At 70.9% G+C, this 21,642-nt stretch carries 27 protein-coding genes; 13 read left to right on the forward strand and 14 right to left on the reverse strand.

Features of this window, described 5'->3' with window-relative positions; all coding sequences use genetic code 11:
• Positions 1-18: 18 nt before the first annotated feature.
• The 3 genes from rpsI to zapE form a co-directional block, all read right to left on the reverse strand.
• Positions 19-408 carry a 30S ribosomal protein S9 gene (rpsI, locus tag BLP95_RS12060; RefSeq protein WP_023005938.1) on the reverse strand — a complete coding sequence of 130 codons (390 nt, stop codon included), beginning with the start codon at positions 406-408 and terminating at the stop codon, positions 19-21.
• 13 nt (positions 409-421) lie between these two features.
• Positions 422-850 carry a 50S ribosomal protein L13 gene (gene rplM / locus BLP95_RS12065; protein WP_023005937.1) on the reverse strand — a complete coding sequence of 143 codons (429 nt, stop codon included), beginning with the start codon at positions 848-850 and terminating at the stop codon, positions 422-424.
• Positions 851-997: 147 nt separating this feature from the next.
• Entirely contained in the window at positions 998-2,131 is a 1,134-nt protein-coding gene (zapE, locus tag BLP95_RS12070; protein WP_176760282.1) for a cell division protein ZapE, read from the reverse strand.
• A gap of 231 nt (positions 2,132-2,362) precedes the next feature.
• Here zapE and BLP95_RS12075 point away from each other — a divergent pair, with 231 nt between their 5' ends.
• Positions 2,363-2,824: a Z-ring associated ZapG family protein gene (locus BLP95_RS12075; protein WP_176760283.1), complete on the forward strand. Its 462-nt coding sequence runs from the start codon at positions 2,363-2,365 to the stop codon at positions 2,822-2,824.
• An 88-nt stretch (positions 2,825-2,912) separates the two neighbouring features.
• Here BLP95_RS12075 and BLP95_RS12080 read toward each other — a convergent pair whose 3' ends face one another.
• Entirely contained in the window at positions 2,913-3,674 is a 762-nt protein-coding gene (locus tag BLP95_RS12080; protein WP_089679748.1) for a Nif3-like dinuclear metal center hexameric protein, read from the reverse strand.
• 113 nt (positions 3,675-3,787) lie between these two features.
• Here BLP95_RS12080 and BLP95_RS12085 point away from each other — a divergent pair, with 113 nt between their 5' ends.
• Entirely contained in the window at positions 3,788-5,038 is a 1,251-nt protein-coding gene (locus BLP95_RS12085) for a Do family serine endopeptidase (protein WP_089679750.1), read from the forward strand.
• 66 nt (positions 5,039-5,104) lie between these two features.
• Here the strand turns inward: BLP95_RS12085 and hisD are convergent, their stop codons facing one another.
• The 9 genes from hisD to BLP95_RS12130 all read right to left on the reverse strand — a co-directional run bounded on the left by hisD (position 5,105) and on the right by BLP95_RS12130 (position 11,912).
• Positions 5,105-6,424: a histidinol dehydrogenase gene (gene hisD, locus BLP95_RS12090; RefSeq protein WP_176760284.1), complete on the reverse strand. Its 1,320-nt coding sequence runs from the start codon at positions 6,422-6,424 to the stop codon at positions 5,105-5,107.
• Positions 6,425-6,462: 38 nt separating this feature from the next.
• Positions 6,463-7,116, reverse strand: a complete 654-nt coding sequence (hisG, locus tag BLP95_RS12095; RefSeq protein ID WP_023005931.1) for an ATP phosphoribosyltransferase — start codon at positions 7,114-7,116, stop codon at positions 6,463-6,465.
• Between the two features lie 25 nt (positions 7,117-7,141).
• On the reverse strand, positions 7,142-8,404 hold the full coding sequence (murA, locus tag BLP95_RS12100; RefSeq protein ID WP_089679754.1) for a UDP-N-acetylglucosamine 1-carboxyvinyltransferase: 1,263 nt from the start codon (positions 8,402-8,404) through the stop codon (positions 7,142-7,144).
• Positions 8,405-8,417: 13 nt separating this feature from the next.
• Complete coding sequence (locus BLP95_RS12105) at positions 8,418-8,672, reverse strand: BolA family protein (protein ID WP_023005929.1); 255 nt, start codon at positions 8,670-8,672, stop codon at positions 8,418-8,420.
• A 115-nt stretch (positions 8,673-8,787) separates the two neighbouring features.
• Positions 8,788-9,123: an STAS domain-containing protein gene (locus BLP95_RS12110; RefSeq protein ID WP_089679756.1), complete on the reverse strand. Its 336-nt coding sequence runs from the start codon at positions 9,121-9,123 to the stop codon at positions 8,788-8,790.
• Positions 9,120-9,713, reverse strand: coding sequence for an MlaC/ttg2D family ABC transporter substrate-binding protein (locus BLP95_RS12115; protein ID WP_425402564.1), 594 nt, complete (start codon positions 9,711-9,713; stop codon positions 9,120-9,122). The genes BLP95_RS12110 and BLP95_RS12115 overlap by 4 nt, the downstream gene beginning before the upstream one ends.
• 106 nt (positions 9,714-9,819) lie before the next feature.
• Positions 9,820-10,284: an outer membrane lipid asymmetry maintenance protein MlaD gene (mlaD, locus tag BLP95_RS12120; protein ID WP_089679758.1), complete on the reverse strand. Its 465-nt coding sequence runs from the start codon at positions 10,282-10,284 to the stop codon at positions 9,820-9,822.
• A gap of 36 nt (positions 10,285-10,320) precedes the next feature.
• On the reverse strand, positions 10,321-11,103 hold the full coding sequence (mlaE, locus tag BLP95_RS12125) for a lipid asymmetry maintenance ABC transporter permease subunit MlaE (RefSeq protein WP_089679760.1): 783 nt from the start codon (positions 11,101-11,103) through the stop codon (positions 10,321-10,323).
• The gene (locus tag BLP95_RS12130) at positions 11,100-11,912 is read right to left on the reverse strand and encodes an ABC transporter ATP-binding protein (protein WP_089679761.1); all 813 of its coding nucleotides are present in this window, start codon (positions 11,910-11,912) and stop codon (positions 11,100-11,102) included. Before BLP95_RS12130 ends, mlaE begins: the two co-directional genes overlap by 4 nt.
• 153 nt (positions 11,913-12,065) lie before the next feature.
• Here BLP95_RS12130 and BLP95_RS12135 point away from each other — a divergent pair, with 153 nt between their 5' ends.
• The 11 genes from BLP95_RS12135 (at position 12,066) to BLP95_RS12185 (ending at position 20,304) form a co-directional block, all read left to right on the forward strand.
• Positions 12,066-13,022, forward strand: a complete 957-nt coding sequence (locus tag BLP95_RS12135; protein WP_089679763.1) for a calcium/sodium antiporter — start codon at positions 12,066-12,068, stop codon at positions 13,020-13,022.
• A 32-nt stretch (positions 13,023-13,054) separates the two neighbouring features.
• Positions 13,055-14,044 carry a KpsF/GutQ family sugar-phosphate isomerase gene (locus BLP95_RS12140; protein ID WP_089679765.1) on the forward strand — a complete coding sequence of 330 codons (990 nt, stop codon included), beginning with the start codon at positions 13,055-13,057 and terminating at the stop codon, positions 14,042-14,044.
• A gap of 38 nt (positions 14,045-14,082) precedes the next feature.
• Positions 14,083-14,640, forward strand: coding sequence for a KdsC family phosphatase (locus BLP95_RS12145; protein WP_089679767.1), 558 nt, complete (start codon positions 14,083-14,085; stop codon positions 14,638-14,640).
• A gap of 4 nt (positions 14,641-14,644) precedes the next feature.
• Positions 14,645-15,226: an LPS export ABC transporter periplasmic protein LptC gene (gene lptC, locus BLP95_RS12150; RefSeq protein WP_089679769.1), complete on the forward strand. Its 582-nt coding sequence runs from the start codon at positions 14,645-14,647 to the stop codon at positions 15,224-15,226.
• Complete coding sequence (lptA, locus tag BLP95_RS12155) at positions 15,226-15,741, forward strand: lipopolysaccharide transport periplasmic protein LptA (RefSeq protein WP_089679771.1); 516 nt, start codon at positions 15,226-15,228, stop codon at positions 15,739-15,741. The genes lptC and lptA overlap by 1 nt, the downstream gene beginning before the upstream one ends.
• An 8-nt stretch (positions 15,742-15,749) precedes the next feature.
• Entirely contained in the window at positions 15,750-16,475 is a 726-nt protein-coding gene (lptB, locus tag BLP95_RS12160; RefSeq protein WP_089679773.1) for an LPS export ABC transporter ATP-binding protein, read from the forward strand.
• Positions 16,476-16,629: 154 nt separating this feature from the next.
• On the forward strand, positions 16,630-18,042 hold the full coding sequence (locus BLP95_RS12165; RefSeq protein ID WP_089679775.1) for an RNA polymerase factor sigma-54: 1,413 nt from the start codon (positions 16,630-16,632) through the stop codon (positions 18,040-18,042).
• 287 nt (positions 18,043-18,329) lie between these two features.
• Entirely contained in the window at positions 18,330-18,638 is a 309-nt protein-coding gene (gene hpf, locus BLP95_RS12170; RefSeq protein WP_023005916.1) for a ribosome hibernation-promoting factor, HPF/YfiA family, read from the forward strand.
• 7 nt (positions 18,639-18,645) lie between these two features.
• Positions 18,646-19,110: a PTS IIA-like nitrogen regulatory protein PtsN gene (gene ptsN / locus BLP95_RS12175; RefSeq protein ID WP_089679777.1), complete on the forward strand. Its 465-nt coding sequence runs from the start codon at positions 18,646-18,648 to the stop codon at positions 19,108-19,110.
• A 25-nt stretch (positions 19,111-19,135) separates the two neighbouring features.
• Positions 19,136-20,032, forward strand: coding sequence for an RNase adapter RapZ (rapZ, locus tag BLP95_RS12180; RefSeq protein ID WP_089679779.1), 897 nt, complete (start codon positions 19,136-19,138; stop codon positions 20,030-20,032).
• Between the two features lie 2 nt (positions 20,033-20,034).
• Positions 20,035-20,304: an HPr family phosphocarrier protein gene (locus BLP95_RS12185; RefSeq protein WP_023005913.1), complete on the forward strand. Its 270-nt coding sequence runs from the start codon at positions 20,035-20,037 to the stop codon at positions 20,302-20,304.
• On the opposite strand, the gene pmbA is transcribed toward BLP95_RS12185, so the two are convergent.
• Positions 20,301-21,641 (reverse strand): metalloprotease PmbA, encoded by a 1,341-nt coding sequence (pmbA, locus tag BLP95_RS12190; RefSeq protein ID WP_023005912.1) that lies wholly within the window; start codon positions 21,639-21,641, stop codon positions 20,301-20,303. The two genes, BLP95_RS12185 and pmbA, sit on opposite strands and share 4 nt — an antisense overlap.
• Position 21,642 lies beyond the last annotated feature (1 nt).

Raw genomic sequence — 21,642 nt, forward strand, 5'->3', positions numbered from 1 at the left:
ATCCAAGACGGCGTGGAATCAGCGCTTGGAGAACTGCGGACGGCGGCGCGCCTTGCGCAGGCCGACCTTCTTGCGCTCCACCTGGCGCGCGTCACGGGTCACGTAGCCCGCCTCGCGCAGCTGGCTGCGGAAGTCCTCGTTGTACTCCATCAGGGCGCGGGTGATGCCGTGACGGATGGCACCGGCCTGGGCCGAGCCGCCGCCGCCCTTGACGGTGACGTAGACATCGAACTGGCTGAGGGTGTCGGTCAGCTCGAGGGGCTGGCGCACCACCATGCGACCGGTGACGCGACCGAAGTAGTCGTTGAGATCACGGCTGTTGACGGTGATCTTGCCGGTGCCCGGCTTCAGGAAGACGCGGGCGGTAGAGGTCTTGCGGCGCCCGGTACCGTAATACTGCTGTGTCATGGCGAAGACTCCCTCAGATGTTCAGTTCTTGCGGCTGCTGGGCGGCGTGCGGGTGCTCGGCGCCGGCGTAGACCTTGAGCTTGGCGTACATGGCGCGGCCCAGGGGACCCTTGGGCAGCATGCCCTTGACGGCGGTCTCGATGATGCGCTCGGGAGCGTGCTCGACCAGCTTGTCGAAGCTCATGGAGCGCAGGCCACCCGGATAGCCGGTGTGACGATAGTAGGTCTTGGCCTTGGCCTTGTTGCCGGTCACCTTCACCTTCTCGGCGTTGATCACGACGATGTAGTCGCCGGTATCCACGTGGGGGGTGAACTCGGGCTTGTGCTTGCCACGCAGGCGGCGAGCGATCTCGGTGGCCAGACGGCCGAGCGTCTTGTCCGCGGCGTCGACGACATACCAGTCGCGCTGGACGGTCTGCGGTTTGGCAGTGAACGTCTTCATGGAATCTCACCAATCAAGTGTGTTGGGTTCTGCCGCCGGCGGGTCCGGCGGGAACCATCCCTATTCTTCTTGGTTGCCCCCGACGGGCGGGGACAACGAGTAGAGCGCGCGAAGTCTACACGAGGGCGCCGGCCAGGGCAATGCCGCTCAGGGCTTGTGGGCCAGGGCCAGGTACTCGTGGGACTGCATCTCCTGCAGACGCGACAGGGTGCGCTGGAACTCGAACTCGAGACGCCCGTCGGCATAGAGCGCCTCGGCCGGCACCTCGGCGGACATCAGCAGCTTGACGCCGCGGTCGTAGAACTCGTCGACCATGTTGATGAAGCGCCGGGCCTGGTCGTCGGTGCGGCCATCCATGCGCGTCACGTTGGAGACCAGCACCGAGTGGAACTCGCGGGCCAGCTCGATGTAGTCGTTCTGGCTGCGCGGGCCGTCGCACAGCTCACGGAACTCGAACCACACCACGTCGTCGTGCAGACGACGGGCGCGCAGCATGCGGTGGTTGATCTCCAGGCCGACGTCGGCCTCGCCCTCGTGGCCGGCGATCTCGCGGAAGCTGCGGGCCAGCTCCACCTCGGCGGCCTCGTCCAGCGGCGAGTGGAAGATCTCGGCGCGCTCCAGGGCGCGCAGTCGATAATCGATGCCGGAGTCGACGTTGACCACCTCGCAGTGGCGGTTGAGCAGGTCGATGGCCGGCAGGAAGCGCGCACGCTGCAGGCCATCCTTGTAGAGCTCGTCGGGCACGATGTTGGAGGTCGCCACCAGCACCACGCCGCGCTCGAACAGTGCCTCGAGCAGGTTGGCGAGGATCATGGCGTCGGTGATGTCCTTGACAAAGAACTCGTCGAAGCAGATCACCCGCGCCTCGGCGGCGAACTTGGCGGCGATCAGGCGCAGGGGATTCTTCTCCCCCTTGTAGTGCTCGAGCTCGTTGTGCACCCGCTGCATGAAGCGGTGGAAGTGGGTGCGCATCTTCTCGGGGAAGGGCAGCGACTCGTAGAAGGCGTCCACCAGATAGGTCTTGCCGCGCCCCACCCCGCCCCACAGGTAGAGGCCACGAACCTCGGGCAACACCGGCTGTGCCGGTTGGCTGCGGGCACGCTTGCCGAACAGCCCCGCCACCTTCGAGGCCAGGCCGCCACCGGCCTGGGCCGGAGAGCGGGGCGCGGGTGGCGCGGCCAGCAGGTCGTCGTGGAGGCGCTGCAGATGCTCCACGGCATGTTCCTGGGCGGCATCGTACTGGAAGTCGTCGCGTTCCAGGTCGGCCCGGTAGCGGGCCATGGGACTCGGGCGAACGTCTCGATTGGCGGCACTCATGGGGCGTTGGGGGCCTGTGGCGGCTTCGACAGGCTGCATATTATACGCGCCTGAACGACGAAGCGCATCGCCGGGGCCGCCGCCCTTCCCCACCGCGTTGACCGTCCGCCTCGGCTCGGCCCTATAATAGGCCGCATCCTGAACCGCCCGGGGCCGACCATGCCAGGGGCACTCCACCGCCGCAGGGAGATCGACGTGGAAGCTAGCAGCATCAACTGGATTCTGGCCATCGCCTGCCTGCTGGCCGGGATCGGCATCGGAGCACTGGGCTACCACCTGCTCAACGCCGGCGCCGCCGGCGTACAGCGTCTGCGCCAGCGCCTCGCCGAGCGTGACCGCGAGCTGGCGGCCCTGCGCGACGGCATGCAGGACCACTTCGCCGAGGTGACCCGCCTCACCGAGACCCTGCGCCACGACGCCGAGGCCCTGGCGCGACGCCTGGGCGAGGATGCCCAGGCGCTGGGCGGCCAGGGCACGCCCCGCCACGGCCTGGCCGTGGCGGCACCCGCCGCCCCGAGCGAGGAGGCCGAGGTGGCCGGCGAGTCGGCCCCGCCGGCGCCGCGTGACTACGCCGATGGCTCGGGCGGCACCCTCTCCGAGGACTTCGGCCTGCGTGACGACGACGAGGCCCGCGAGCCCCAGGCCCCGCGCTACTAGTCCCCCGCCATGCACCGCTAGGCCGTGCCATGGCGGCCGATTCCGAACGCCCCGGCCAGCGGCCGGGGCGCCTGCGTATGGGCCTGCGTCAGGCGGGGTTGTCGATATCCACGAAACGGTGCTCGACGCCGAACTCGTCGGCGAGCCACTCGCCCAGCGCCCGGACGCCATCGCGCTCGGTGGCGTGATGGCCGGCACACAGGTAGTGGATGCCCAGCTCCCGCGCCAGGTGGGTGGTGCGTTCGGAGATCTCGCCGGAGATGAAGGCGTCGGCGCCCGCCTCCCAGGCCGCGGTGATCATGTCCTGGGCGCCACCAGTGCACCAGGCCACCCGCTCGATGGCGCCCTTCCCCGGGGCCTCCACCAGCAGCGCCTCGCGACCCAGCCGCTCGCTCACGTGGTTCGCCAGCCCGCTGGCGTCGAGGCCGCCGGGCGGCGTTCCCAGCCAGAGCAGCCCCTCGCCGAGCTCGCCGTCGGCGCAGCCGGTCACCGCGAAGCCGAGCCGACGCCCCAGCTCGGCGTTGTTGCCGAGCTCGGCGTGGGCATCCAGCGGCAGGTGGTAGGCGAGCAGGCTGATGTCCTGGGCGAGCAGCGTCTGCAGCCGACGCCGCTTCATGCCGGTGATCGCCACCGGCTCGTTCTTCCAGAAGTAGCCGTGGTGCACCAGCACCAGGTCGGCCTGCCAGGCGACCGCCTCGTCGAGCAGCGCCTGGCTGGCGGTGACCCCGCTAAGCACCCGGCTCACCTCGCCGCGCCCCTCCACCTGCAGGCCGTTGACGGTGTAGTCCTTGAAGCCCTCGGCCGCCAGCAGGCGGTCGCAGGCCGCCACCAGCGCATCGCGTTCAGCCATCGTCTCCTCCGCACGTCAGGGGAATGAAGGTGTTACCATCGGACGATTGTAACCGTCGCCCGCCACCGCCGGCGACCGTGGTCGCCCGCAACCGAAGAGGACGCCGCCCGCGCATGCCGAGCCCGACGCCCCGCCACCGCCTCCGCCCGCTCCTGCCCTACCTGCTGCCGGTGCTGATCGGGGTACTCCTGGCGGTGGTGCTGCTCAACGCCTTTCCCCGCCTGGCGGGTCGCGACGCCGCCGCCCCCGAGCCCCCCCCGGCCCCCGCACCCTCGACCCCGCTGGCGGTGGAGGCGCCGCTGGACGAGGCCGAACGTCCCGCCCCCGAGCTGCGCCAGGCGCCCCCGCTGAGCCGCGAGCAGGGGCCGGTGAGCTACGCCGAGGCGGTGGAGCGGGCCGCCCCCGCGGTGGTCAACATCTACTCCTCGCGGGTGGTGGAGCGCGAGCAGCATCCGCTGATGTCCGATCCCTTCTTCCGCCAGTTCTTCGGCGACGACATGCCCGCCCGCCAGCGCATGCTGTCGAGCCTCGGCTCGGGGGTGATCGTCAGCGAGGAGGGCTACGTGCTCACCAACCACCATGTGATCGGTGGCGCCGACCAGATCCAGGTGGCGCTGCGCGACGGCCGCGAGACCCTCGCCCGGGTGGTCGGCACGGACCCGGAGAGCGACCTCGCCGTGCTGCGCATCGACCTCGACGCGCTGCCGGTGATCGAGCTCGCCGACTCCACCCAGGTGGCCATCGGCGACGTGGCGCTGGCCATCGGCAACCCCTTCGGGGTCGGCCAGACGGTGACCATGGGCATCATCAGCGCCACCGGCCGCAGCCACCTGGGACTCAACGCCTACGAGGACTTCATCCAGACCGATGCCGCCATCAACCCGGGCAACTCCGGCGGCGCCCTGATCAGCGCCGAGGGCGCCATGGTCGGCATCAACACCGCCATCTTCTCGCGCTCCGGCGGCTCCCAGGGGATCGGCTTCGCGATCCCCGCCAACCTGGCCCGTAACATCCTCGAGGAGCTGGTCACCCATGGCCGGGTGATCCGCGGCTGGCTCGGGGTCGAGGCCCAGGAGCTCAACGCCGCCCTGGCCAACTCCTTCGGCCTGCAGGTGCCCCGCGGGGTGATCATCGCCGACGTGGTGCCCGGGGGCCCCGCCGACCAGGCCGGCCTGAGGCCCGGTGATGTGCTGCTCTCCATCGATGGCCGCCCCATCCTCGATGCGCGGGAGACCATGAGCGACATCGCGGCGGTGGAACCCGGACAGACCCTGCCGCTGACGGTGGTACGCGGCGGCGAACGGCTCGCCCTGAGCGTGGAGGTGGGCGAGCGCCCTCCCCCCGAGACCCGCCCCAGCGAGTGACCCCACAACGCCACGGGCCCCGCCGACTGGCGGGGCCCGTAGCGTTTCCGGATCACTGGCCCTCGCTCAATCCCGGATGCGGTACTCGGCGCTGCGGGCGTGGGCGGTCAGCGACTCGCCCCGGGCCAGTACCGAGGCGACCCGCCCCAGCTGGGAGGCCCCCTCGGCGGAGCAGTGGATGATCGAGGAGCGCTTCTGGAAGTCGTAGACCCCCAGCGGCGAGGAGAAGCGCGCGGTGCCGGAGGTGGGCAGCACATGGTTGGGACCGGCGCAGTAGTCACCCAGCGCCTCGGCGGTGTGGCGGCCCATGAAGATGGCGCCGGCATGGCGCACCTCGGGCAGCCACCCCTCGGGGTTGGCCACGGAGAGCTCCAGGTGCTCGGGGGCGATGCGGTTGATCAGGCTCACCGCCTCGGCACGGTCGCGGCAGGCGATCAGCGCACCGCGCCGGGCCAGGGACTCGCGCACGATCGCCTCGCGCTCCAGCGTCGGCAGCAGGCGCTCGATGGCGGCCTCGACGGCCGCCAGGTGCTCGGTGTCCCAGCTCACCAGGATCGCCTGGGCATCCTCATCGTGTTCGGCCTGGGAGAAGAGGTCCATGGCCAGCCACTCGGGATCGGTGCCGCCGTCGGAGACCACCAGGATCTCGGAGGGGCCGGCGATCATGTCGATGCCCACCTGGCCGAACACCGCCCGCTTGGCCGTGGCCACGTAGATGTTGCCCGGCCCCACGATCTTGTCCACCCGCGGCACGCTCTCGGTGCCGTAGGCCAGCGCCCCCACCGCCTGGGCGCCGCCGATGGTGAAGACCCGGTCGACCCCGGCCAGGTGGGCCGCGGCCAGCACCAGCTCGTTGAGGATGCCGTCCGGGGTGGGCACCACCATGATGATCTCGCGCACCCCGGCCACATGGGCGGGGATGGCGTTCATCAGCACCGAGGAGGGGTAGGCGGCCTTGCCGCCGGGCACGTAGATGCCGGCCCGATCCAGCGGCGCCACCTGCTGGCCCAGCACGGTGCCGTCGGCCTCGGTGTAGTGCCAGGATTCGGGCTTCTGGCGCTCGTGGTAGAGGCGGATCCGCTCGGCGGCCTGGGCCAGCGCCTCGCGCTGGGCCTCGGGCAGGCCGTCATAGGCCTGGCGCAGGCGCGGGGCGGTGAGGATCAGCTCCTGCATGCCGCTCGCCGCCAGGCGGTCGAAGCGGTTGGTCGCCTCCACCACGGCGGCGTCGCCGCGCGCCTTCACCGCCGCCAGGATCTCGGCGACCCGCGCCTGGACCTCGGCGTCGGAGACCCCCTCCCAGGCCAGCAGGTGGTCGAGCCGCTCGGCGAAGTCGGCGTCGGCGGTGGCGAGGCGGGCGATCCCGGAGGTGACAGTGGTCTCGTTCATGGCAGCATCCATAGCGAATCGGGTCGGAGGAAGGGGCGTCAGCCGGCGACGCCCTCGCGGCGGCGGGCCACCGCCTGGGCGAGGCGCTCGAGCAGCGGCTTGATGCGCGCATGCTTCATGGTCATCGCCGCCTTGTTGACCACCAGGCGGGTGGAGACCGGCGCGATCAGCTCGCGGGGCTCCATGCCGTTGGCGCGCAGGGTGTTGCCGGTATCGACGATATCGACGATCTCGTCGGCCAGGTTCATCAACGGCGCCAGCTCCATGGCGCCATAGAGCTTGATCACCTCGGCCTGGATGCCCTGCTCGGCGTACCAGCGTCGCGCCACGTTGACGAACTTGGTGGCCACGCGGCGCCGGGCATGGGCCGGCTCGGCCCCGGTGATGCCGGCGGTCATCAGCTTGCAGCGGGCGATCTCCAGGTCGAGGGGCTCGAAGAGCCCCGCGGCACCATGCTCGAGCAGCACGTCCTTGCCCGCCACGCCCAGGTCGGCGGCGCCCAGCTGCACGTAGGTGGGCACGTCGGTGGCGCGGATCACCACCAGCTTGACGTCGGGCAGGTTGGTGTCGAACAGCAGCTTGCGGCTCTTGCCCAGGTCCTCGGCGGGCTCGATGCCGGCGTCGGCCAGCAGCGGCAGGGTCTCGTCGAGGATGCGGCCCTTGGAGAGGGCCAGGATCAGTTGTTTGCTCATGCTCTCGCCTTGGTCGGAATGCGGGCTAGCCCGGCACGCGCCGGATGCGCGCACCGAGCAGCTGCAGCTTCTCCTCGATGCACTCGTAGCCGCGGTCGATATGGTAGATGCGGTCCACCAGGGTCTCGCCCTCGGCCATCATCGCCGCGATCACCAGCGACGCCGAGGCGCGCAGGTCGGTGGCCATCACCGGGGCGCCGGAGAGCCGCTCGACCCCCTCGATCACCGCGGTGTTGCCCTCCAGGGCGATCCGGGCGCCCATGCGGTTGAGCTCCTGGACGTGCATGAAGCGGTTCTCGAAGATGGTCTCCACCACCCGGGAGGTGCCCTCGGCCACCGCGTTCATGGCCACGAACTGCGCCTGCATGTCGGTGGGGAAGGCCGGATAGGGGGCGGTGCGGATGTTGACCGCCTTGGGACGCCTGCCGTGCATGTCGAGCGCGATCCAGTCGTCGCCGGTGGTGATCTCCGCGCCGGCCTCCTCGAGCTTGGCCAGCACCGCCTCGAGGATGTCGGCGCGGGTGCGACGCACCCTGACGCGCCCCCGGGAGAGGGCCGCTGCCACCAGGAAGGTGCCGGTCTCGATGCGGTCGGGCATCACGTCGTGGTAGGCGCCGTGGAGACGCTCCACCCCCTCGACGGTGATGGTGTCGCTACCATGGCCGGTAATCCGCGCGCCCATCTTGATCAACAGCTCGGCCAGGTCGACCACCTCCGGCTCGCGGGCGGCATTCTCGAGCACCGTGGTGCCCTCGGCCAGCGCCGCCGCCATCAGCAGGTTCTCGGTGCCGGTGACGGTGACGGTGTCGAAGAAGATGGTGGCCCCCTTGAGGCGGCCCTCGACCCGCGCGCGGATGTAGCCGCCCTCGACGCGGATCTCCGCGCCCATGGCCTCGAGGCCACGCAGGTGCAGGTCCACCGGCCGCGAGCCAATGGCGCAGCCGCCGGGCAGCGAGACGTCGGCGTGGCCGAAGTGGGCCAGCAGTGGCCCCAGCACCAGGATCGAGGCGCGCATCTTCTTGACCAGCTCATAGGGCGCATCGCAGTGCTTGACCTGGGCGCCATCGAGCTGGATCGACATCTTCTCGCCCATCACCGGCTCGACGCCGAGATGGCCGAGCAGCTCCAGGGTGGTGGTGATGTCCTGCAGGTGCGGCAGGTTGCCGATGGTCACCGGCTCGTCGGCCAGCAGGGTGGCGCAGAGGATGGGCAGGGCGGCGTTCTTGGCGCCGCTGACCCACACCTCACCGTCGACCGGCCCGCTGCCGGTGATGATCAACTTGTCCATGGGGCTTCGCGTCTCAGGCGCCGGCGTTCTCCGGCGCGCCGTCCCACTGCGCCGGGGTATAGGTCTTGATGCTCACCGCGTGCAGGGCACCCGAGGCGATCTCCTCGGAGAGCGCGCCGTAGATCAGCTGCTGACGCTTGACCGGCGACAGGCCGGCGAAGACCTCGCCAACGGCCACCACCTGGAAGTTGCAGCCCTCGCCCTGGATATGGAACTCGCAGCCCTCGACGCGCGACTCGAGCAGCTCCTTGACCTCGCTGGGTTGCATGGTGCGGCACTCCTATGATGCAAAAGACGGTGAGGCCACCGGACGCGGTGCGACCGGTGGCACGAAACGGGGATGGCCCATGGTAATGAAAAGCATCGCGCTTGGCGATCACCGCTCAGGCGTCGCCCGGCACCACGGGCAGCAGGCGGTCGAGGCCGGCCAGCTCGGTGAGGCGTTGCAGCGGGGACGACAGGCGCACCCGCTCGAGGGTCAGCCCGGCCCGACGCGTGGCCCGCGCCCACTCCAGCAGCACCGAGAGCGCGGCGCTGCTGACGCCGGCGACGCCGGTGAGATCGAAGCCCACGCCCTCCCCGGCCGCACGGCCGGCGAGCCAGCGGCTGCCGGCCTCGGCCAGGGCGGCGGCATGCTCGAAGCCCACCTCGCCGACCACCACCAGGCGAGCATCGTCCGCCTCGAGACGCAGGCCCTCCAGGGCGAGCAGGTCGCTCACGCCCCCTGCTCCAGCTCCTCGACCCCTACCTCGGGGGACCAGCCGTCGATCACGGCGTCGTAGTCGCGCCCGTTGTCGCGCATCGCCTGGTCGAACTGGTTGCGGAAGGTCAGGCCCAGGTTGATGCCATTGACGATCACGTTGACCACCTTCCACTGGCCGTCGGAGAGGCGCAGCGTGTAGCTCACCGGGTAGACGCTGCCATCCTCGGCGACCACCTCCATGTCGACGCTGGCCTGGTCCTCGTAGCGGCGCGACTGCTGGTTCTCCAGCACGCGCAGCTCGCGGTAGTCGAAGGTGACCAGCCCCTTGGCGTAGGTGTCGATCAGGGTCTGGCGGAAGGTCTCGACGAAGCGCGAGCGCTGCTGCGGGGTGGCGTTGGCGAAGTAGCGCCCCATCACGCTGGCGCCGATGTAACGGAAGTCGGCGATCTGCTCCAGGCTGTCGTCCACCAGCGCCTCGAGCTCGTCCATGTTCTGGGCGAAGTGGTCGCGGCGACCCTCGATCTGGCCGGTCAGCTCATCGATGCTGTCGCGGATCATCTGCTCCGGGGAGCGCTCGGCGCTGGCCTGGGCGGTGACGCCGGCCATCAGGGCCAGCAGCAGGATCGCGAGGAGTCGGGGAAGGCGGGTCATGGGCAACGTCTCCATGTCGGGGTCAAGGGGATTCGGGGTCGGCGACGGCGAAGGCCCGGGGCTAGTCGCTGACCATGTTGGACACGAACTGCTGGATGAGTTCTTCGAGCACCACCGCCGACTGGGTATCGCGAATCGCATCGCCGTCGGACAGGGTCTCGGGGTCGCCGCCCACGGTCAGGCCGACGTACTGCTCGCCGAGCAGCCCCGCGGTGAGGATCGCCGCGGTGGTGTCGCGGGAGAGCTGCCCCTCGAGGCTCTCGTCGAGCTCCAGCACCACCCGGGCGTCGTACCACTCGCGGTCGAGCTCGATGTCCGCCACCCGGCCGACGGTGACGCCGGCCATGGTCACCCGGGCGCGCGGCTTGAGGCCGCCGATGTTGGCGAAGCTGGCCTCCAGGCGGAAGGTATCGCTGGGTGCCTGCAGGGTCAGGCCGCTGACCCGCAGGCCGAGGAACACCAGGCCGAGGATGCCGGCGAGCATGAACAGCCCCACCCCGAGCTCCATGGTTTTACTGCGTTTCATCACGTATCTCCGAACATCTGGGCAGAGGGTCGCCGGTCAGGCGAGGCCGCCGAACATCACGGCGGTGAGCACGAAATCGAGGCCGAGCACGGCCAGCGAGGAGTAGACCACGGTGCGGGTGGTAGCCCGGGAGATGCCCTCCGAGGTGGGCACCAGGTCGTAGCCCTGGAACACCGCGATCCAGGTCACCACCAGCGCGAACACCAGGCTCTTGACCATGCCGTTGCCGATATCGTCGAGGAAGTCGACGCTGGCCTGCATGTTGCTCCAGTAGGAGCCTTCGAAGACGCCCAGCCAGTCGACGCCGACCAGGTAGCCGCCGTAGATGCCCACCACGCTGAACCCCACCGTCAGCAGCGGCAGGGCCACGAAGCCGGCCCACAGGCGCGGCGCCACCACCCGGCGCAGGGGGTCCACGCCGATCATCTCCATGCTGGTCAGCTGCTCGGTGGCCTTCATCAGGCCGATCTCCGCGGTCAGCGCCGAGCCGGCACGGCCGGCGAACAGCAGCGCGGCCACCACCGGGGCCAGTTCGCGCAGCAGCGACAGCGCCACCATCTGCCCGAGCGCCTCCTCGGCGCCGAAGTCCACCAGGATGGTGTAGCCCTGCAGCGCCAGCACCATGCCGATGAAGAGCCCCGAGACCAGCACGATGGCCAGCGACAGCACGCCGACGAAGTGCATCTGGCGCAGCCACAGGTGCCACCCCTCGCGGCCCGGCAACCCCACCCCGGCCTGGGCCAGGAAGACGCCGGCACGCCCCAGCGCCTCCAGCAGGTCACAGCCGGCACGCCCCAGGCGGCGGATTCGCTGGATCATCGTGCCCCTCCCGCACCGAGGATGTCGGCGGCGAAGTCCGTCGCCGGGTAGTGGAAAGGCACCGGGCCGTCCGGTTCGCCGTGCACGAACTGGCTCACCCGCGGGTCCTGGTCCACGTCGAGCCCCGCCGGGGTGCCGTGGGCCATCACCTCACCGTCGGCGATCACGTAGACGTAGTCGGCGATGGTCAGGGTCTCCTTGATGTCGTGGGAGACCACGATGGAGGTGAGCCCCAGCGCCTGGTTGAGGCGTTTGATCAGCTGCACCAGCACGCCCATGGAGATCGGGTCCTGGCCGACGAAGGGCTCGTCGTAGAGGATCAGCTCGGGGTCCAGGGCGATGGCCCGGGCCAGCGCCACGCGCCGCGCCATGCCGCCGGAGAGCTCCGCGGGCATCAGTGCGCGTGCGCCGCGCAGCCCCACCGCCTCGAGCTTCATCAGCACCAGGTCGCGGATCATCGCCTCGGGCAGGTCGGTGTGCACCCGCAGCGGGAAGGCCACGTTCTCGAACACGCTCAAGTCGGAGAACAACGCCCCGCTCTGGAACAGCATGCCCATGCGCCGGCGCATGGCGAACAATGCGCGGCGCGACTGGCGGTGCACGTCCTGGCCGTCGATCAGCACGCGCCCGGCGTCCGGGGTGAGCTGGCCGCCGATCAGCTTGAGCAGGGTGGTCTTGCCGGTGCCGCTGGGGCCCATGATGGCGGTGATGGCGCCCCGCGGGATCGTCATCTCGACGCCGCGGAAGATCTCGCTGTCGCCACGCGCGAAATGCAGCCCCTCCACCGCCACGAAGGGAGTGTCACTCATCGGATCCATCGTCCCAGGGAAAGATTATCGAACATCGTATCCTAACCGCCCCTGGCGGCGCCAGCCCGGGCCCCCTTGCCGGCTTGCATGACGGCGGGGCAGCGCGTTTAATGGCGCCCCTTCCCGCCGCCCATCGAGGAGTCGAGACTCGCCATGCTGCTGCCGCTGATCGCCGTCGCACTGGGCCTGGTGGCCCTGCTGTGGAGCGCCGACCACTTCGTCGGCGCGGCGGCCGCCACCGCCCGCCGTGCCGGCATGAGCACGATGCTGGTGGGCATGACCATCGTCGCCCTGGGCACCTCGGCCCCCGAGATCGTGGTCTCGCTGATGGCCTCGCTGGACGGCATCCCCGACCTCGCCACCGGCAACGCCCTGGGCTCCAACATCGCCAACATCGGGCTAGTGCTGGGGGTCACCGCCCTGGTGGTGCCGATCCCGGTGCGTTTCTCCATCGTGCGCCGCGAGCTGCCGCTGCTGCTGGGCGCCACGGGCCTGGCCGGCTACGCCCTGGCCAACGGCCACCTGGGACGCCTGGATGCGCTGCTGCTGGTCGCCCTGCTGGTGTTCAGCCTGTGGTGGCTGTTCCGCGCCGACACCCCCGACGCCGAGGAGGAGGTGGCCGGCGAGATCCCCGACCTGCCGCTGGGTCGCGCCCTGGGCATGCTGGCCCTCACCCTGGCGGTGATGGTGGCCGGCTCCCGCGGCCTGGTATGGGGCGCCAGCGAGCTGGCCCGCGCCGCCGGGGTCAGCGAGCTGGTGATCGGCCTGACCATCGTCGCCATCGGCACCAGCCTGCCGGAACTGGTGGCCTGCGTGGCCAGCGCCCTGAAGCGCCACCACGACCTGGCCATCGGCAACATCATCGGTTCCAACCTCTTCAACCTGCTGGCGGTGCTGCCGGTGCCGGGCCTGCTGGCCCCGGGGGTCGCCGACGCCGCGGCCGGCGAACGCGACTACCCGGTGATGCTGGGGCTGACCCTGGCGCTGGGCGCGCTGCTGCTGTGGCATCGCCGCAACCACCTGGGGCGCCTGCCCGGGGCGGCGCTGGCCGGCACCTATGTGGCCTACCTGGCCTGGCTCGGCGTCGCAAGCCTCGGCACCGGTGCTTGAGTGAACCCCGTTAACAGGCAACAATCATCGCCATGACTTCCGATACCCCCGAGGCCCGCTCGGCCCTGCGTGACAGCGCCAGTCGCACCCTGCGCCTCGAGCAGCAGGCCATCGCCGCCCTTGTCGAGCGCCTCGACGCCGGCTTCGACCGCGCCTGCGAGCTGATCCTGGCCTGCCAGGGGCGCGTGGTGGTCACCGGCATGGGCAAGTCCGGCCATGTCGCGGGCAAGATCGCCGCCACCCTGGCCAGCACCGGTACCCCGGCCTTCTTCGTCCATCCCGGCGAGGCGAGCCACGGCGACCTCGGCATGATCACCCCGGGCGACGTGGTGCTGGCGCTCTCCAACTCCGGCGAGACCGCCGAGGTGACCGCCCTGCTGCCGCTGCTCAAGCGCATGAAGGTGCCGCTGATCAGCATGACCGGCCGCCCCGCCTCGACCCTGGCGCGCCATGCCGAGGCGCACCTGGATGCCGGGGTGGAACGCGAGGCCTGCCCCCTGGACCTGGCCCCCACCGCCTCCACCACCGCCGCGCTGGCGCTGGGCGATGCCCTGGCGGTGGCGCTGCTGGAGTCGCGCGGCTTCACCGCCGAGGACTTCGCCCTCTCCCACCCCGGCGGCAGCCTGGGCAAGCGGCTGCTGCTGCGCGTCGGCGACCTGATGCACTCCGGCGAGCGGCTGCCCCGGGTGGCGCTGGGCAGCCCGCTGCGCGACGCCCTGCTGGAGATCACCCGCCAGGGGCTCGGCTTCACCTGCGTGGTGGCGCCCGACGGCACCCTCGCCGGCGTCTACACCGACGGCGACCTGCGCCGCACCCTCGACCAGCACAGCGACCTCTCCGGCCTGAGCGTGGACGCGGTGATGACCCGCCCCGGCAAGCGCGTGTCGCCGGAGACCCTGGCCGCCGAGGCGGTGCGCCTGATGGAGGACCACCGCATCTCCGCCCTGGCCGTGGTCGACGAGGCGGGCCGCCCGGTGGGCGCCCTGCACATGCACGACCTGCTCGCCAGCGGCGTGATCTGACGCCCGGCGTGACCCGAACCCACCCCACGGAGCCCGACATGCCCCTCACCTCGCCCCTGCAGGACCCCGAGCTCACCGACCGCCTGCGCCGCATCCGCCTGCTGGCGCTGGACGTCGACGGCGTACTCACCGACGGCCAGCTCTACTTCCAGGCCGACGGCATCGAGATCAAGGCCTTCAGCGTCCAGGACGGCCACGGCCTCAAGCTGCTCAAGCGCGCCGGCCTCCAGGTCGCGCTGATCACCGGCCGCGACTCCCCCACCGTCAGCCGCCGCGCCGCGGCGCTGGGCATCCAGCACGTCTTCCAGGGCGTCGAGCGGAAGCTGCCGGTGCTGCGCGAGCTGGTCGGCCGGCTGGGGCTGGAGTTCGACCAGGTCGCCTACTGCGGCGATGACATGCCCGACGTCGGCGCCATCCGCCGCGCCGGGGTGGGCATCAGCGTGCCCAACGCCCCCGACTACATCCAGCGCCATGCCGACTGGGTCACCGAGCGCGCCGGCGGCCACGGCGCGGCCCGCGAGATCGCCGACACCCTGCTGCGCGCCCAGGGCCACTGGGACGCGGTCCTCGACACCTACCTCCACGGGGCCGGCTGAGCCCATGGCCCTGCCGCGCCCGGGCTTTCGCACCGGCCTGGTGCTGCTGCTGCTGGCGCTGGGCGGCGGCATGGCGCTGCTCGACCTGCGCGGGCCCGGTTCCGGCGGTCGGGTGCCCCGGGATGCCGCCGGCGAGCCGGACTTCTACCTCGAGAACGCCCGGCTCACCCGCTTCAACGCCCAGGGCCGGCCCCACCAGCGCGTCACCACCCCGCGCCTGGTGCACACCCCCGAGGACGACGTCACCCGGCTGGACGCGCCCCGCTCGCGCCTGGTCGATCGCGAGGGTCGCCTGTGGCTGGCCGAGGCCGACCATGGTGAGCTCGGCCCCGGCGGCAACCCGCTGCGCCTCGACGGCGACGCCCGCCTCGAGGCCCCCGCCGAGCGCTGGGTGCTGACCACCGAGACCCTGCACTACGACGCCGACACCGGCCACGCCTGGAGCACCACCCCGGCCACGCTGCGCCAGCCCCCCCAGCGCATGAGCGGCGAGCGCTTCGATGCCTGGCTCGATGACAACCGCGCCCGGCTGACCGACAATGTGCGCGGCCACCACCCGCCCGAGACCGCCGAGGAGTCCCCGTGATGAAGCGACCGTCCCTAGCCCCCCTCGCCTGCGCCCTGCTGCTCACCCTCGGCGCCGTCCCGGTCGTCCAGGCCCAGGGCGATGCCGAGGCCCCCATCCTGGTGGAGGCGGACCGCCTGGACCTCGACGACCGCGCCGGCACCGCCGTCTACACCGGCAACGTGGACATCCGCCAGGGCAGCATGCGCCTCACCGGCGATCGCGTGGAGATCCGCCGCAACGACGCCGGCGAACTCTCCCTGGCCACCGCCACCGGCGAGCGGGCCTACCTGGAGCAGCAGCCCGACCCCGCCGAGCCGGTGGTCAAGGGCTGGGGGCGCACGGTGGTCTACCATGTCGCCGAGCGCCGCGTGGAGCTGATCGACCGCGCCGAGCTGCACCAGGGCGGCGACATCTTCCAGGGCGGCTACCTCGAGTACTTCCTCGACCGCCGCGTGGTCCAGGCGCGTGCCGATGCCGAGGGCGTCGAGGGCAGCCAGCGCATCCGCATGACGCTCCAGCCGGAACAGCAGTAAGGGAGTCCATGAAGACCCTTCACGCCCGCCACCTCGCCAAGAGCTACAAGCGCCGCCGCGTGGTCCAGGACATCGGCCTGTCGATCCGCCAGGGCAGCATCGTCGGACTGCTGGGCCCCAACGGCGCCGGCAAGACCACCTCCTTCTACATGATCGTCGGCCTGGTGCGCGCCGACGCCGGGACGGTGGCCATCGACGACCAGGACCTCTCCCGCGCGGCCATGCACGAGCGCGCCCGGGCCGGCATCGGCTACCTGCCCCAGGAGGCCTCGATCTTCCGCAAGCTGTCGGTGGCCGACAACATCCTGGCGATCCTCGAGACCCGCCGCGACCTTGACCGCGCCGCCCGCCACGCCCGCCTGGAGGAGCTCCTCGAGGAGTTCCACGTCACCCACATCCGCGACAACCTCGGCATGAGCCTCTCCGGCGGCGAGCGCCGGCGGGTCGAGATCGCCCGCGCCCTGGCGACCGAACCCGCTTTCATCCTGCTCGACGAGCCCTTCGCCGGGGTCGACCCCATCTCGGTGGGCGAGATCAAGGGGATAATCCGCCAGCTCAAGGCCCGCGGCATCGGGGTGCTGATTACCGACCACAACGTCCGCGAGACCCTCGACATCTGCGACACCGCCTATATCGTCGGCGACGGCAAGATCATCGCCGAGGGGGACGCCGCGGCGATCCTCGCCAACCAGCGGGTTCGCGAGGTCTACCTGGGGCAGGACTTCCGGCTCTGAAGCGGACATGCGCGCCAAGCCGCTGACCACCATATCGTTATTGGCTTGTGGCACGCTTCGCGCGTCTGGCACGGAAGTTGCTTTAGCCACGCTTGCGCGCGTCGTCGCCAGGCGCTAGGGTGAGGCTTTCCGACACGCCAGGAGGACGCCTCCCATGGCCATGAAGGCTTCCCTGCAGCTGCGGGTCGGCACCCAGCTGACCATGACGCCCCAGCTGCAGCAGGCCATCGCTCTGCTGCAGCTCTCCACCCTGGACCTGCGCCAGGAGATCCAGCAGGCGATGGAGTCCAACCCCCTGCTGGAGCTCGACGAGGAGTTCGGCGAGCAGGCCGTCGTGGAGACGCCCGAGGAGGAGTGGGCAAGCGAGATCCCCGCGGAGCTGAGCACCGACAGCGAGTGGTCCGACACCTACACGGACCTGGCCGCCCCGGCGGGCGGCGAGGGGCCCGACTTCGAGCGTCAGGCCGAGGGCCAGAGCCTGCGCGGCCACCTCGCCTGGCAGCTGGCGATGAGCGACCTGGCCCCGCGCGAGCGCCAGATCGCCGAGAGCCTGATCGATGCCGTGGACGACGCCGGCTACCTGTCCAGCCCCCTCGACGAGCAGTGCGAGGGGCTCAGGGCGCAGGGACTGACCGGGCTGCGCAGCCGCGAGGTGGAGGCGGTGCTGCTGCGACTCCAGCAATTCGAACCCACCGGGGTCTTCGCCCGGGACCTGCGCGAGTGCCTGGCGCTGCAGCTCGCCGCCCTCCCCGACGACACCCCCTGCCTGCCCCAGGCGCGGCGCCTGGTGCGCCAGTTCCTGGAGGCGCTGGCCGGCGACGACCGCCGCCTGCTCAAGCGCCGCCTGGGGCTCGACGACGCCGCCCTGGACGCCACCATCGCCCTGGTGCGCGCCCTGGACCCACGCCCCGGCAGCGCCTTCGCCGGGGTCACCGACGACTACGTGGTCCCCGACCTGGTCGCCTACCACGACCGTCATGGCTGGCGGGTCGAGCTCAACCCCGAGGCGCTGCCGCGGCTGCGCATCCAGCCCGACTACGCGGCGCTGATCCGTCGCGCCGACACCAGCGACGACAACCGCTTCCTCAAGGACCACCTGCAGGAGGCGCGCTGGCTGATGAAGAGCCTGGCCAGCCGCAACGACACCCTGCTGCGGGTCGGGCGTGAGATCCTGGCACGCCAGCTCGACTTCCTGGAGCAGGGCGAGGAGGCGATGAAGCCGCTGATCCTGGCCGACATCGCCGAGGCGGTGGAGATGCACGAGTCGACCATCTCCCGGGTCACCACCCAGAAGTTCATCCATACCCCTCGCGGGGTCTTCGAGCTCAAGTACTTCTTCTCCAGCCAGGTGGGTGGCGAGGGCGACGGCGACGCCCACTCCAGCACCGCCATCCGTGCCCGTATCCGCAAGCTGATCCAGGAGGAGCCGCCGCGCAAGCCGCTCTCCGACAGCAAGCTGGTCGCCCTGCTGGACGAGGCCGGCATCAAGGTCGCGCGCAGGACCGTGGCGAAGTATAGGGAGGCCATGGGCATCCCCTCCTCCAGCGAGCGCAAGCGGCTCCGGTAACCCCTGGCGCGGCGGCGCACCGTGGCGCTCTCCAAGGTTCAGCCGCGAGGCGATGGACATCCCCTCCTCCGGCGAGCGCAAGCGGCTCCGGTACCCCCTGGCGCGGCGGCGCACGGTGGCGCTCTCCAAGGTTCAGCCGCGAGGCGATGGGTATCCCCTCCTCCAGCGAGCGCAGGCGGCTTCGCTGACCCGGGTCAAGATGCCGCCCCACGCGCCTGGCGCGGGGGGTATGCAAGGCAGGAAAAAGGGTTACAATCGAATCACAACCAACGAGCAAGGAGCGTGTCATGCAAGTCAATATCACCGGCCATCATGTGGAACTGACCGATGCCCTGCGTGACTATGTGAACGAGAAACTGACTCGCGTGGAGCGCCACTACGACAACATCACCACCGTGCAGGTGACCCTGTCCGTGGAGAAGGAGCGCCAGTCCGCCGCCTGCACCCTGCATGCCGCCGGTGCCGACCTGCACGCCGAGGCGCAGGAGAATGACATGTATGCCGCCATCGACGCCCTGGCCGACAAGCTGGACCGTCAGCTGGTGAAGCACAAGGAGAAGGCCCAGGCCCGCGCCCAGGGCGCCGGCGCCCGCTGAGCCCACGATGTCACTGGAAGCCATCCTGCCCCCCGAGCGCACCCTCTTCGATGTGCCCGGGGGGAGCAAGAAACGGGTGCTGGAGTTCTTCAGCACCTTCATCGCCCAGAACACCCCCAGCCTCGACAGCCAGGAAGTCTTCGCGCGCCTGATCGCCCGTGAACGCCTGGGCAGCACGGGGATCGGCAACGGCGTGGCGATCCCCCATGCCCGCAGCCCCCACTGCAAGGAACCCGTCGCCGCCTTCCTCAGGCTCGCCGAGCCGGTGGACTTCGACGCCATCGACGGCGAACCGGTGGACCTGGTGTTCGTGCTGCTGGTCCCCGAGGAGGCCGACGCCGCCCACCTGGCGCTGCTGGCCGAGGTCGCCGGCATCATGAACGATGCCGAGACCCGTTCGCGGCTGCGCGGCAGCCACAGCCAGCGCGACCTCCACGAGCGCCTGATCGAGGCGATCCGACGACAGGGCTGAGGCCACCCCCGACCAGGAGACCCCCATGCAGCTCGTGATCATCAGCGGCCGTTCCGGTTCGGGGAAGTCGATCGCGCTGCAGGCCCTGGAGGACCTCGGCTACTACGCCATCGACAACCTGCCGGCGATGCTGCTGGGCTCGCTGGTGGACGAGCTGGGTGACCCCGCCTCGCCGCGCTCCTCCATCGCGGTCAGCGTCGATGCCCGCAACCTGCCCCAGGCACTCCAGCGCTTCCCCAGCCTGCTCGCCGAGGTGCGCGGACGCGGCATCGACTGCCAGGTGATCTACCTGACCACCGATGCCCGCATCCTGATCGAGCGCTACTCCGCCACCCGCCGCCGTCACCCACTGACCCGGGACAGCGAGATGACGCTCGCCGAGGCGATCGACACCGAGGAGCGGGCGCTGGCGGAGATCCGCGACCTGGCCGACCTGGTGATCGATACCTCGCGTCTCTCGGTGCACGAACTGCGCGGGCGCATCGGCGACCAGGTCGCCGGCCACCGCCCCGAGCAGCTGACCCTCACCGTGGAGTCCTTCGGCTTCAAGCGCGGGGTGCCGCTGGACGCCGACCTGGTGTTCGATGCGCGCTGCCTGCCAAATCCCTACTGGGACCCACGCCTGCGCCCCTACAACGGCCGCGACGAGGCGATCGTGACCTTCCTCGAGGGCTACCCGGTGGTGGCCGAGATGCTCGACGACATCGAGGGCTGGCTGACGCGCTGGCTGCCCGCCTACCGCGCCAGCCATCGCAGCTACCTGACCGTGGCCATCGGCTGCACCGGCGGCCAGCACCGCTCGGTCTACCTCGCCGAACGCCTGGCCAGGCGACTGGCGGCTGCCCACCCCCATGTCAGGCTGCGCCACCGCGAAATGGGCCTCCAGGACACCCTCGCCGCCCCCGCCGATCAAGGACGATAAGCGTGCCGCAACGCCAGCTGACCCTCACCAACAAGCGCGGGCTGCACGCCCGCGCCGCTACCCGGCTGGTACAGTGCTGCCAGCCCTTCACCGCCCGCGTCAGCGTGGCCAACGGCGCCCTGGCGGGCGATGCCGACAACATCATGTCGCTGTTGATGCTGGCCGCCCCCTGCGGCACCACGCTCACGGTAAGCGCCGAGGGCGAGGACGCCGAGGCGGCGCTGGACGCCGTGGAGGCGCTGTTCGCGGCCAACTTCGACGAGGAAGCCTAGCTCCCGGCGACGGTCATCTCGTCGATCAGCCAGCTGCCGGTATGGATGCTGCCGCGGGTGTCGGTGTCGCTGCCGATGCCGGCGAGGCCCCGGAACATCGCCTCCAGGTTACCGGCGATGGTGAACTCCTCCACCGGGTACTGGATCTCGCCGTCCTCCACCCAGAAGCCGGCGGCGCCGCGGGAGTAGTCCCCGGTCACGGCGTTGACCCCCTGCCCCATCAGCTCGGTCACCACCACCCCGCGGCCCATGCGCGACAAGAGCTCGTCGCGCGGCGTGAGCGGGGCATCGATGCGCAGGTTGCGCGCCCCGCCGGCGTTGGCGGTGGTCTGCATGCCGAGCCGCCGGGCGCTGTAAGCGGAGAGCATATAGCTGGCCAGACGCCCCTGGTCGATGAAGACGTTGTCGCGGGTCTGCACGCCGTCGTTGTCGAAGGGGGAGCTGGCCATGGCGCCGACCTCCATGGGGCGCTCGCTGAGGCCGAACCACTCGGGGAAGAGCGCATCGCCCAGGCGGTCACAGAGGAAGGAGGCCTGGCGGAAGAGCGCCCCGCCGGCGATGCCGCCCATCAGCGAGCCCACCAGCCCGGCGGCGAGGTTGGGGTCGAAGAGCACCGGCAGGCGCCCGGTGGCCGGACGACGGGCGCCCAGGCGACGCAGGGTGCGCTCGGCGGCGCTCTCGCCGACCCGTTCGGGGGCGAGCAGCTGGCGGGGGTCGCGGGCGGTGGTGAAATCGTAGTCGCGCTGCATGCCAGCGGCGTCCTCGGCGATCAGCATGCAGGAGAGCGAGTGGCGGCTGCCGCGCTGGCTGCCCAGGAAGCCGTGGCTGTTGGCGTAGACCCGAACCCCCTCGCCGCTGGAGAGCGAGGCGCCGTCGGAGCTCTTGATGCCCGGCCGGGCGCGCCCGGCGGCCTCGCAGGCCTGGGCCAGCGCGATCGCCTCCTCGGTGGAGAGCGGCCAGGGGTGGTGGACCTCGAGGTCCGGCAGCCGGGTGGCCATGAGCTCGGCATCGGCGAGCCCCGCGGCGGGATCCTCGCCGGTGTAGCGGGCGATGGCGATGGCCTTCTCCACCACCGAGCGGATCGAGGCCTCGCCGGCGTCACTGGAGGAGGCGCTGCCCTTGCGGCGCCCCACGTAGACGGTCACCGCGATGCCCTGGTCCCGGGAGAGCTCCACGGTCTCCACCTCGCCCTCGCGGACGCTGACCCCGACCCCCTGGTCGACGCTGGCGCCCACCTCGCAGGCATCGGCACCCAGTTTCCCGGCCAGCTCCACGGCCTGCCGGGCCCGGCTCTCCAGCAGCGCCTGCTGGGCTTCGGCATCGAACGCCTGTGTCATC

It is taken from the genome of Halomonas shengliensis (genome assembly GCF_900104135.1).
GTDB classification, from domain to species: Bacteria; Pseudomonadota; Gammaproteobacteria; order Pseudomonadales; family Halomonadaceae; genus Halomonas; species Halomonas shengliensis.

Excerpts from the sequence above, each read along its gene's own strand:
- rplM (WP_023005937.1), bottom strand. The coding sequence starts at position 850 with ATGAAGACGTTCACTGCCAAACCGCAGACCGTCCAGCGCGACTGGTAT.
- mlaD (WP_089679758.1), bottom strand. The coding sequence starts at position 10,284 with ATGAAACGCAGTAAAACCATGGAGCTCGGGGTGGGGCTGTTCATGCTC.
- BLP95_RS12130 (WP_089679761.1), bottom strand. The coding sequence starts at position 11,912 with ATGAGTGACACTCCCTTCGTGGCGGTGGAGGGGCTGCATTTCGCGCGT.
- murA (WP_089679754.1), bottom strand. The coding sequence starts at position 8,404 with ATGGACAAGTTGATCATCACCGGCAGCGGGCCGGTCGACGGTGAGGTG.
- BLP95_RS12105 (WP_023005929.1), bottom strand. The coding sequence starts at position 8,672 with ATGCAACCCAGCGAGGTCAAGGAGCTGCTCGAGTCGCGCGTCGAGGGC.
- BLP95_RS12080 (WP_089679748.1), bottom strand. The coding sequence starts at position 3,674 with ATGGCTGAACGCGATGCGCTGGTGGCGGCCTGCGACCGCCTGCTGGCG.
- BLP95_RS12085 (WP_089679750.1), top strand. The coding sequence starts at position 3,788 with ATGCCGAGCCCGACGCCCCGCCACCGCCTCCGCCCGCTCCTGCCCTAC.
- rpsI (WP_023005938.1), bottom strand. The coding sequence starts at position 408 with ATGACACAGCAGTATTACGGTACCGGGCGCCGCAAGACCTCTACCGCC.
- ptsN (WP_089679777.1), top strand. The coding sequence starts at position 18,646 with ATGTCACTGGAAGCCATCCTGCCCCCCGAGCGCACCCTCTTCGATGTG.
- pmbA (WP_023005912.1), bottom strand. The coding sequence starts at position 21,641 with ATGACACAGGCGTTCGATGCCGAAGCCCAGCAGGCGCTGCTGGAGAGC.
- lptB (WP_089679773.1), top strand. The coding sequence starts at position 15,750 with ATGAAGACCCTTCACGCCCGCCACCTCGCCAAGAGCTACAAGCGCCGC.
- mlaE (WP_089679760.1), bottom strand. The coding sequence starts at position 11,103 with ATGATCCAGCGAATCCGCCGCCTGGGGCGTGCCGGCTGTGACCTGCTG.
- BLP95_RS12115 (WP_425402564.1), bottom strand. The coding sequence starts at position 9,713 with ATGGCCGGCGTCACCGCCCAGGCCAGCGCCGAGCGCTCCCCGGAGCAG.
- BLP95_RS12165 (WP_089679775.1), top strand. The coding sequence starts at position 16,630 with ATGGCCATGAAGGCTTCCCTGCAGCTGCGGGTCGGCACCCAGCTGACC.
- hisG (WP_023005931.1), bottom strand. The coding sequence starts at position 7,116 with ATGAGCAAACAACTGATCCTGGCCCTCTCCAAGGGCCGCATCCTCGAC.
- lptA (WP_089679771.1), top strand. The coding sequence starts at position 15,226 with ATGAAGCGACCGTCCCTAGCCCCCCTCGCCTGCGCCCTGCTGCTCACC.
- hpf (WP_023005916.1), top strand. The coding sequence starts at position 18,330 with ATGCAAGTCAATATCACCGGCCATCATGTGGAACTGACCGATGCCCTG.
- BLP95_RS12145 (WP_089679767.1), top strand. The coding sequence starts at position 14,083 with ATGCCCCTCACCTCGCCCCTGCAGGACCCCGAGCTCACCGACCGCCTG.
- BLP95_RS12140 (WP_089679765.1), top strand. The coding sequence starts at position 13,055 with ATGACTTCCGATACCCCCGAGGCCCGCTCGGCCCTGCGTGACAGCGCC.
- zapE (WP_176760282.1), bottom strand. The coding sequence starts at position 2,131 with ATGGCCCGCTACCGGGCCGACCTGGAACGCGACGACTTCCAGTACGAT.
- lptC (WP_089679769.1), top strand. The coding sequence starts at position 14,645 with ATGGCCCTGCCGCGCCCGGGCTTTCGCACCGGCCTGGTGCTGCTGCTG.
- rapZ (WP_089679779.1), top strand. The coding sequence starts at position 19,136 with ATGCAGCTCGTGATCATCAGCGGCCGTTCCGGTTCGGGGAAGTCGATC.
- BLP95_RS12135 (WP_089679763.1), top strand. The coding sequence starts at position 12,066 with ATGCTGCTGCCGCTGATCGCCGTCGCACTGGGCCTGGTGGCCCTGCTG.
- hisD (WP_176760284.1), bottom strand. The coding sequence starts at position 6,424 with ATGAACGAGACCACTGTCACCTCCGGGATCGCCCGCCTCGCCACCGCC.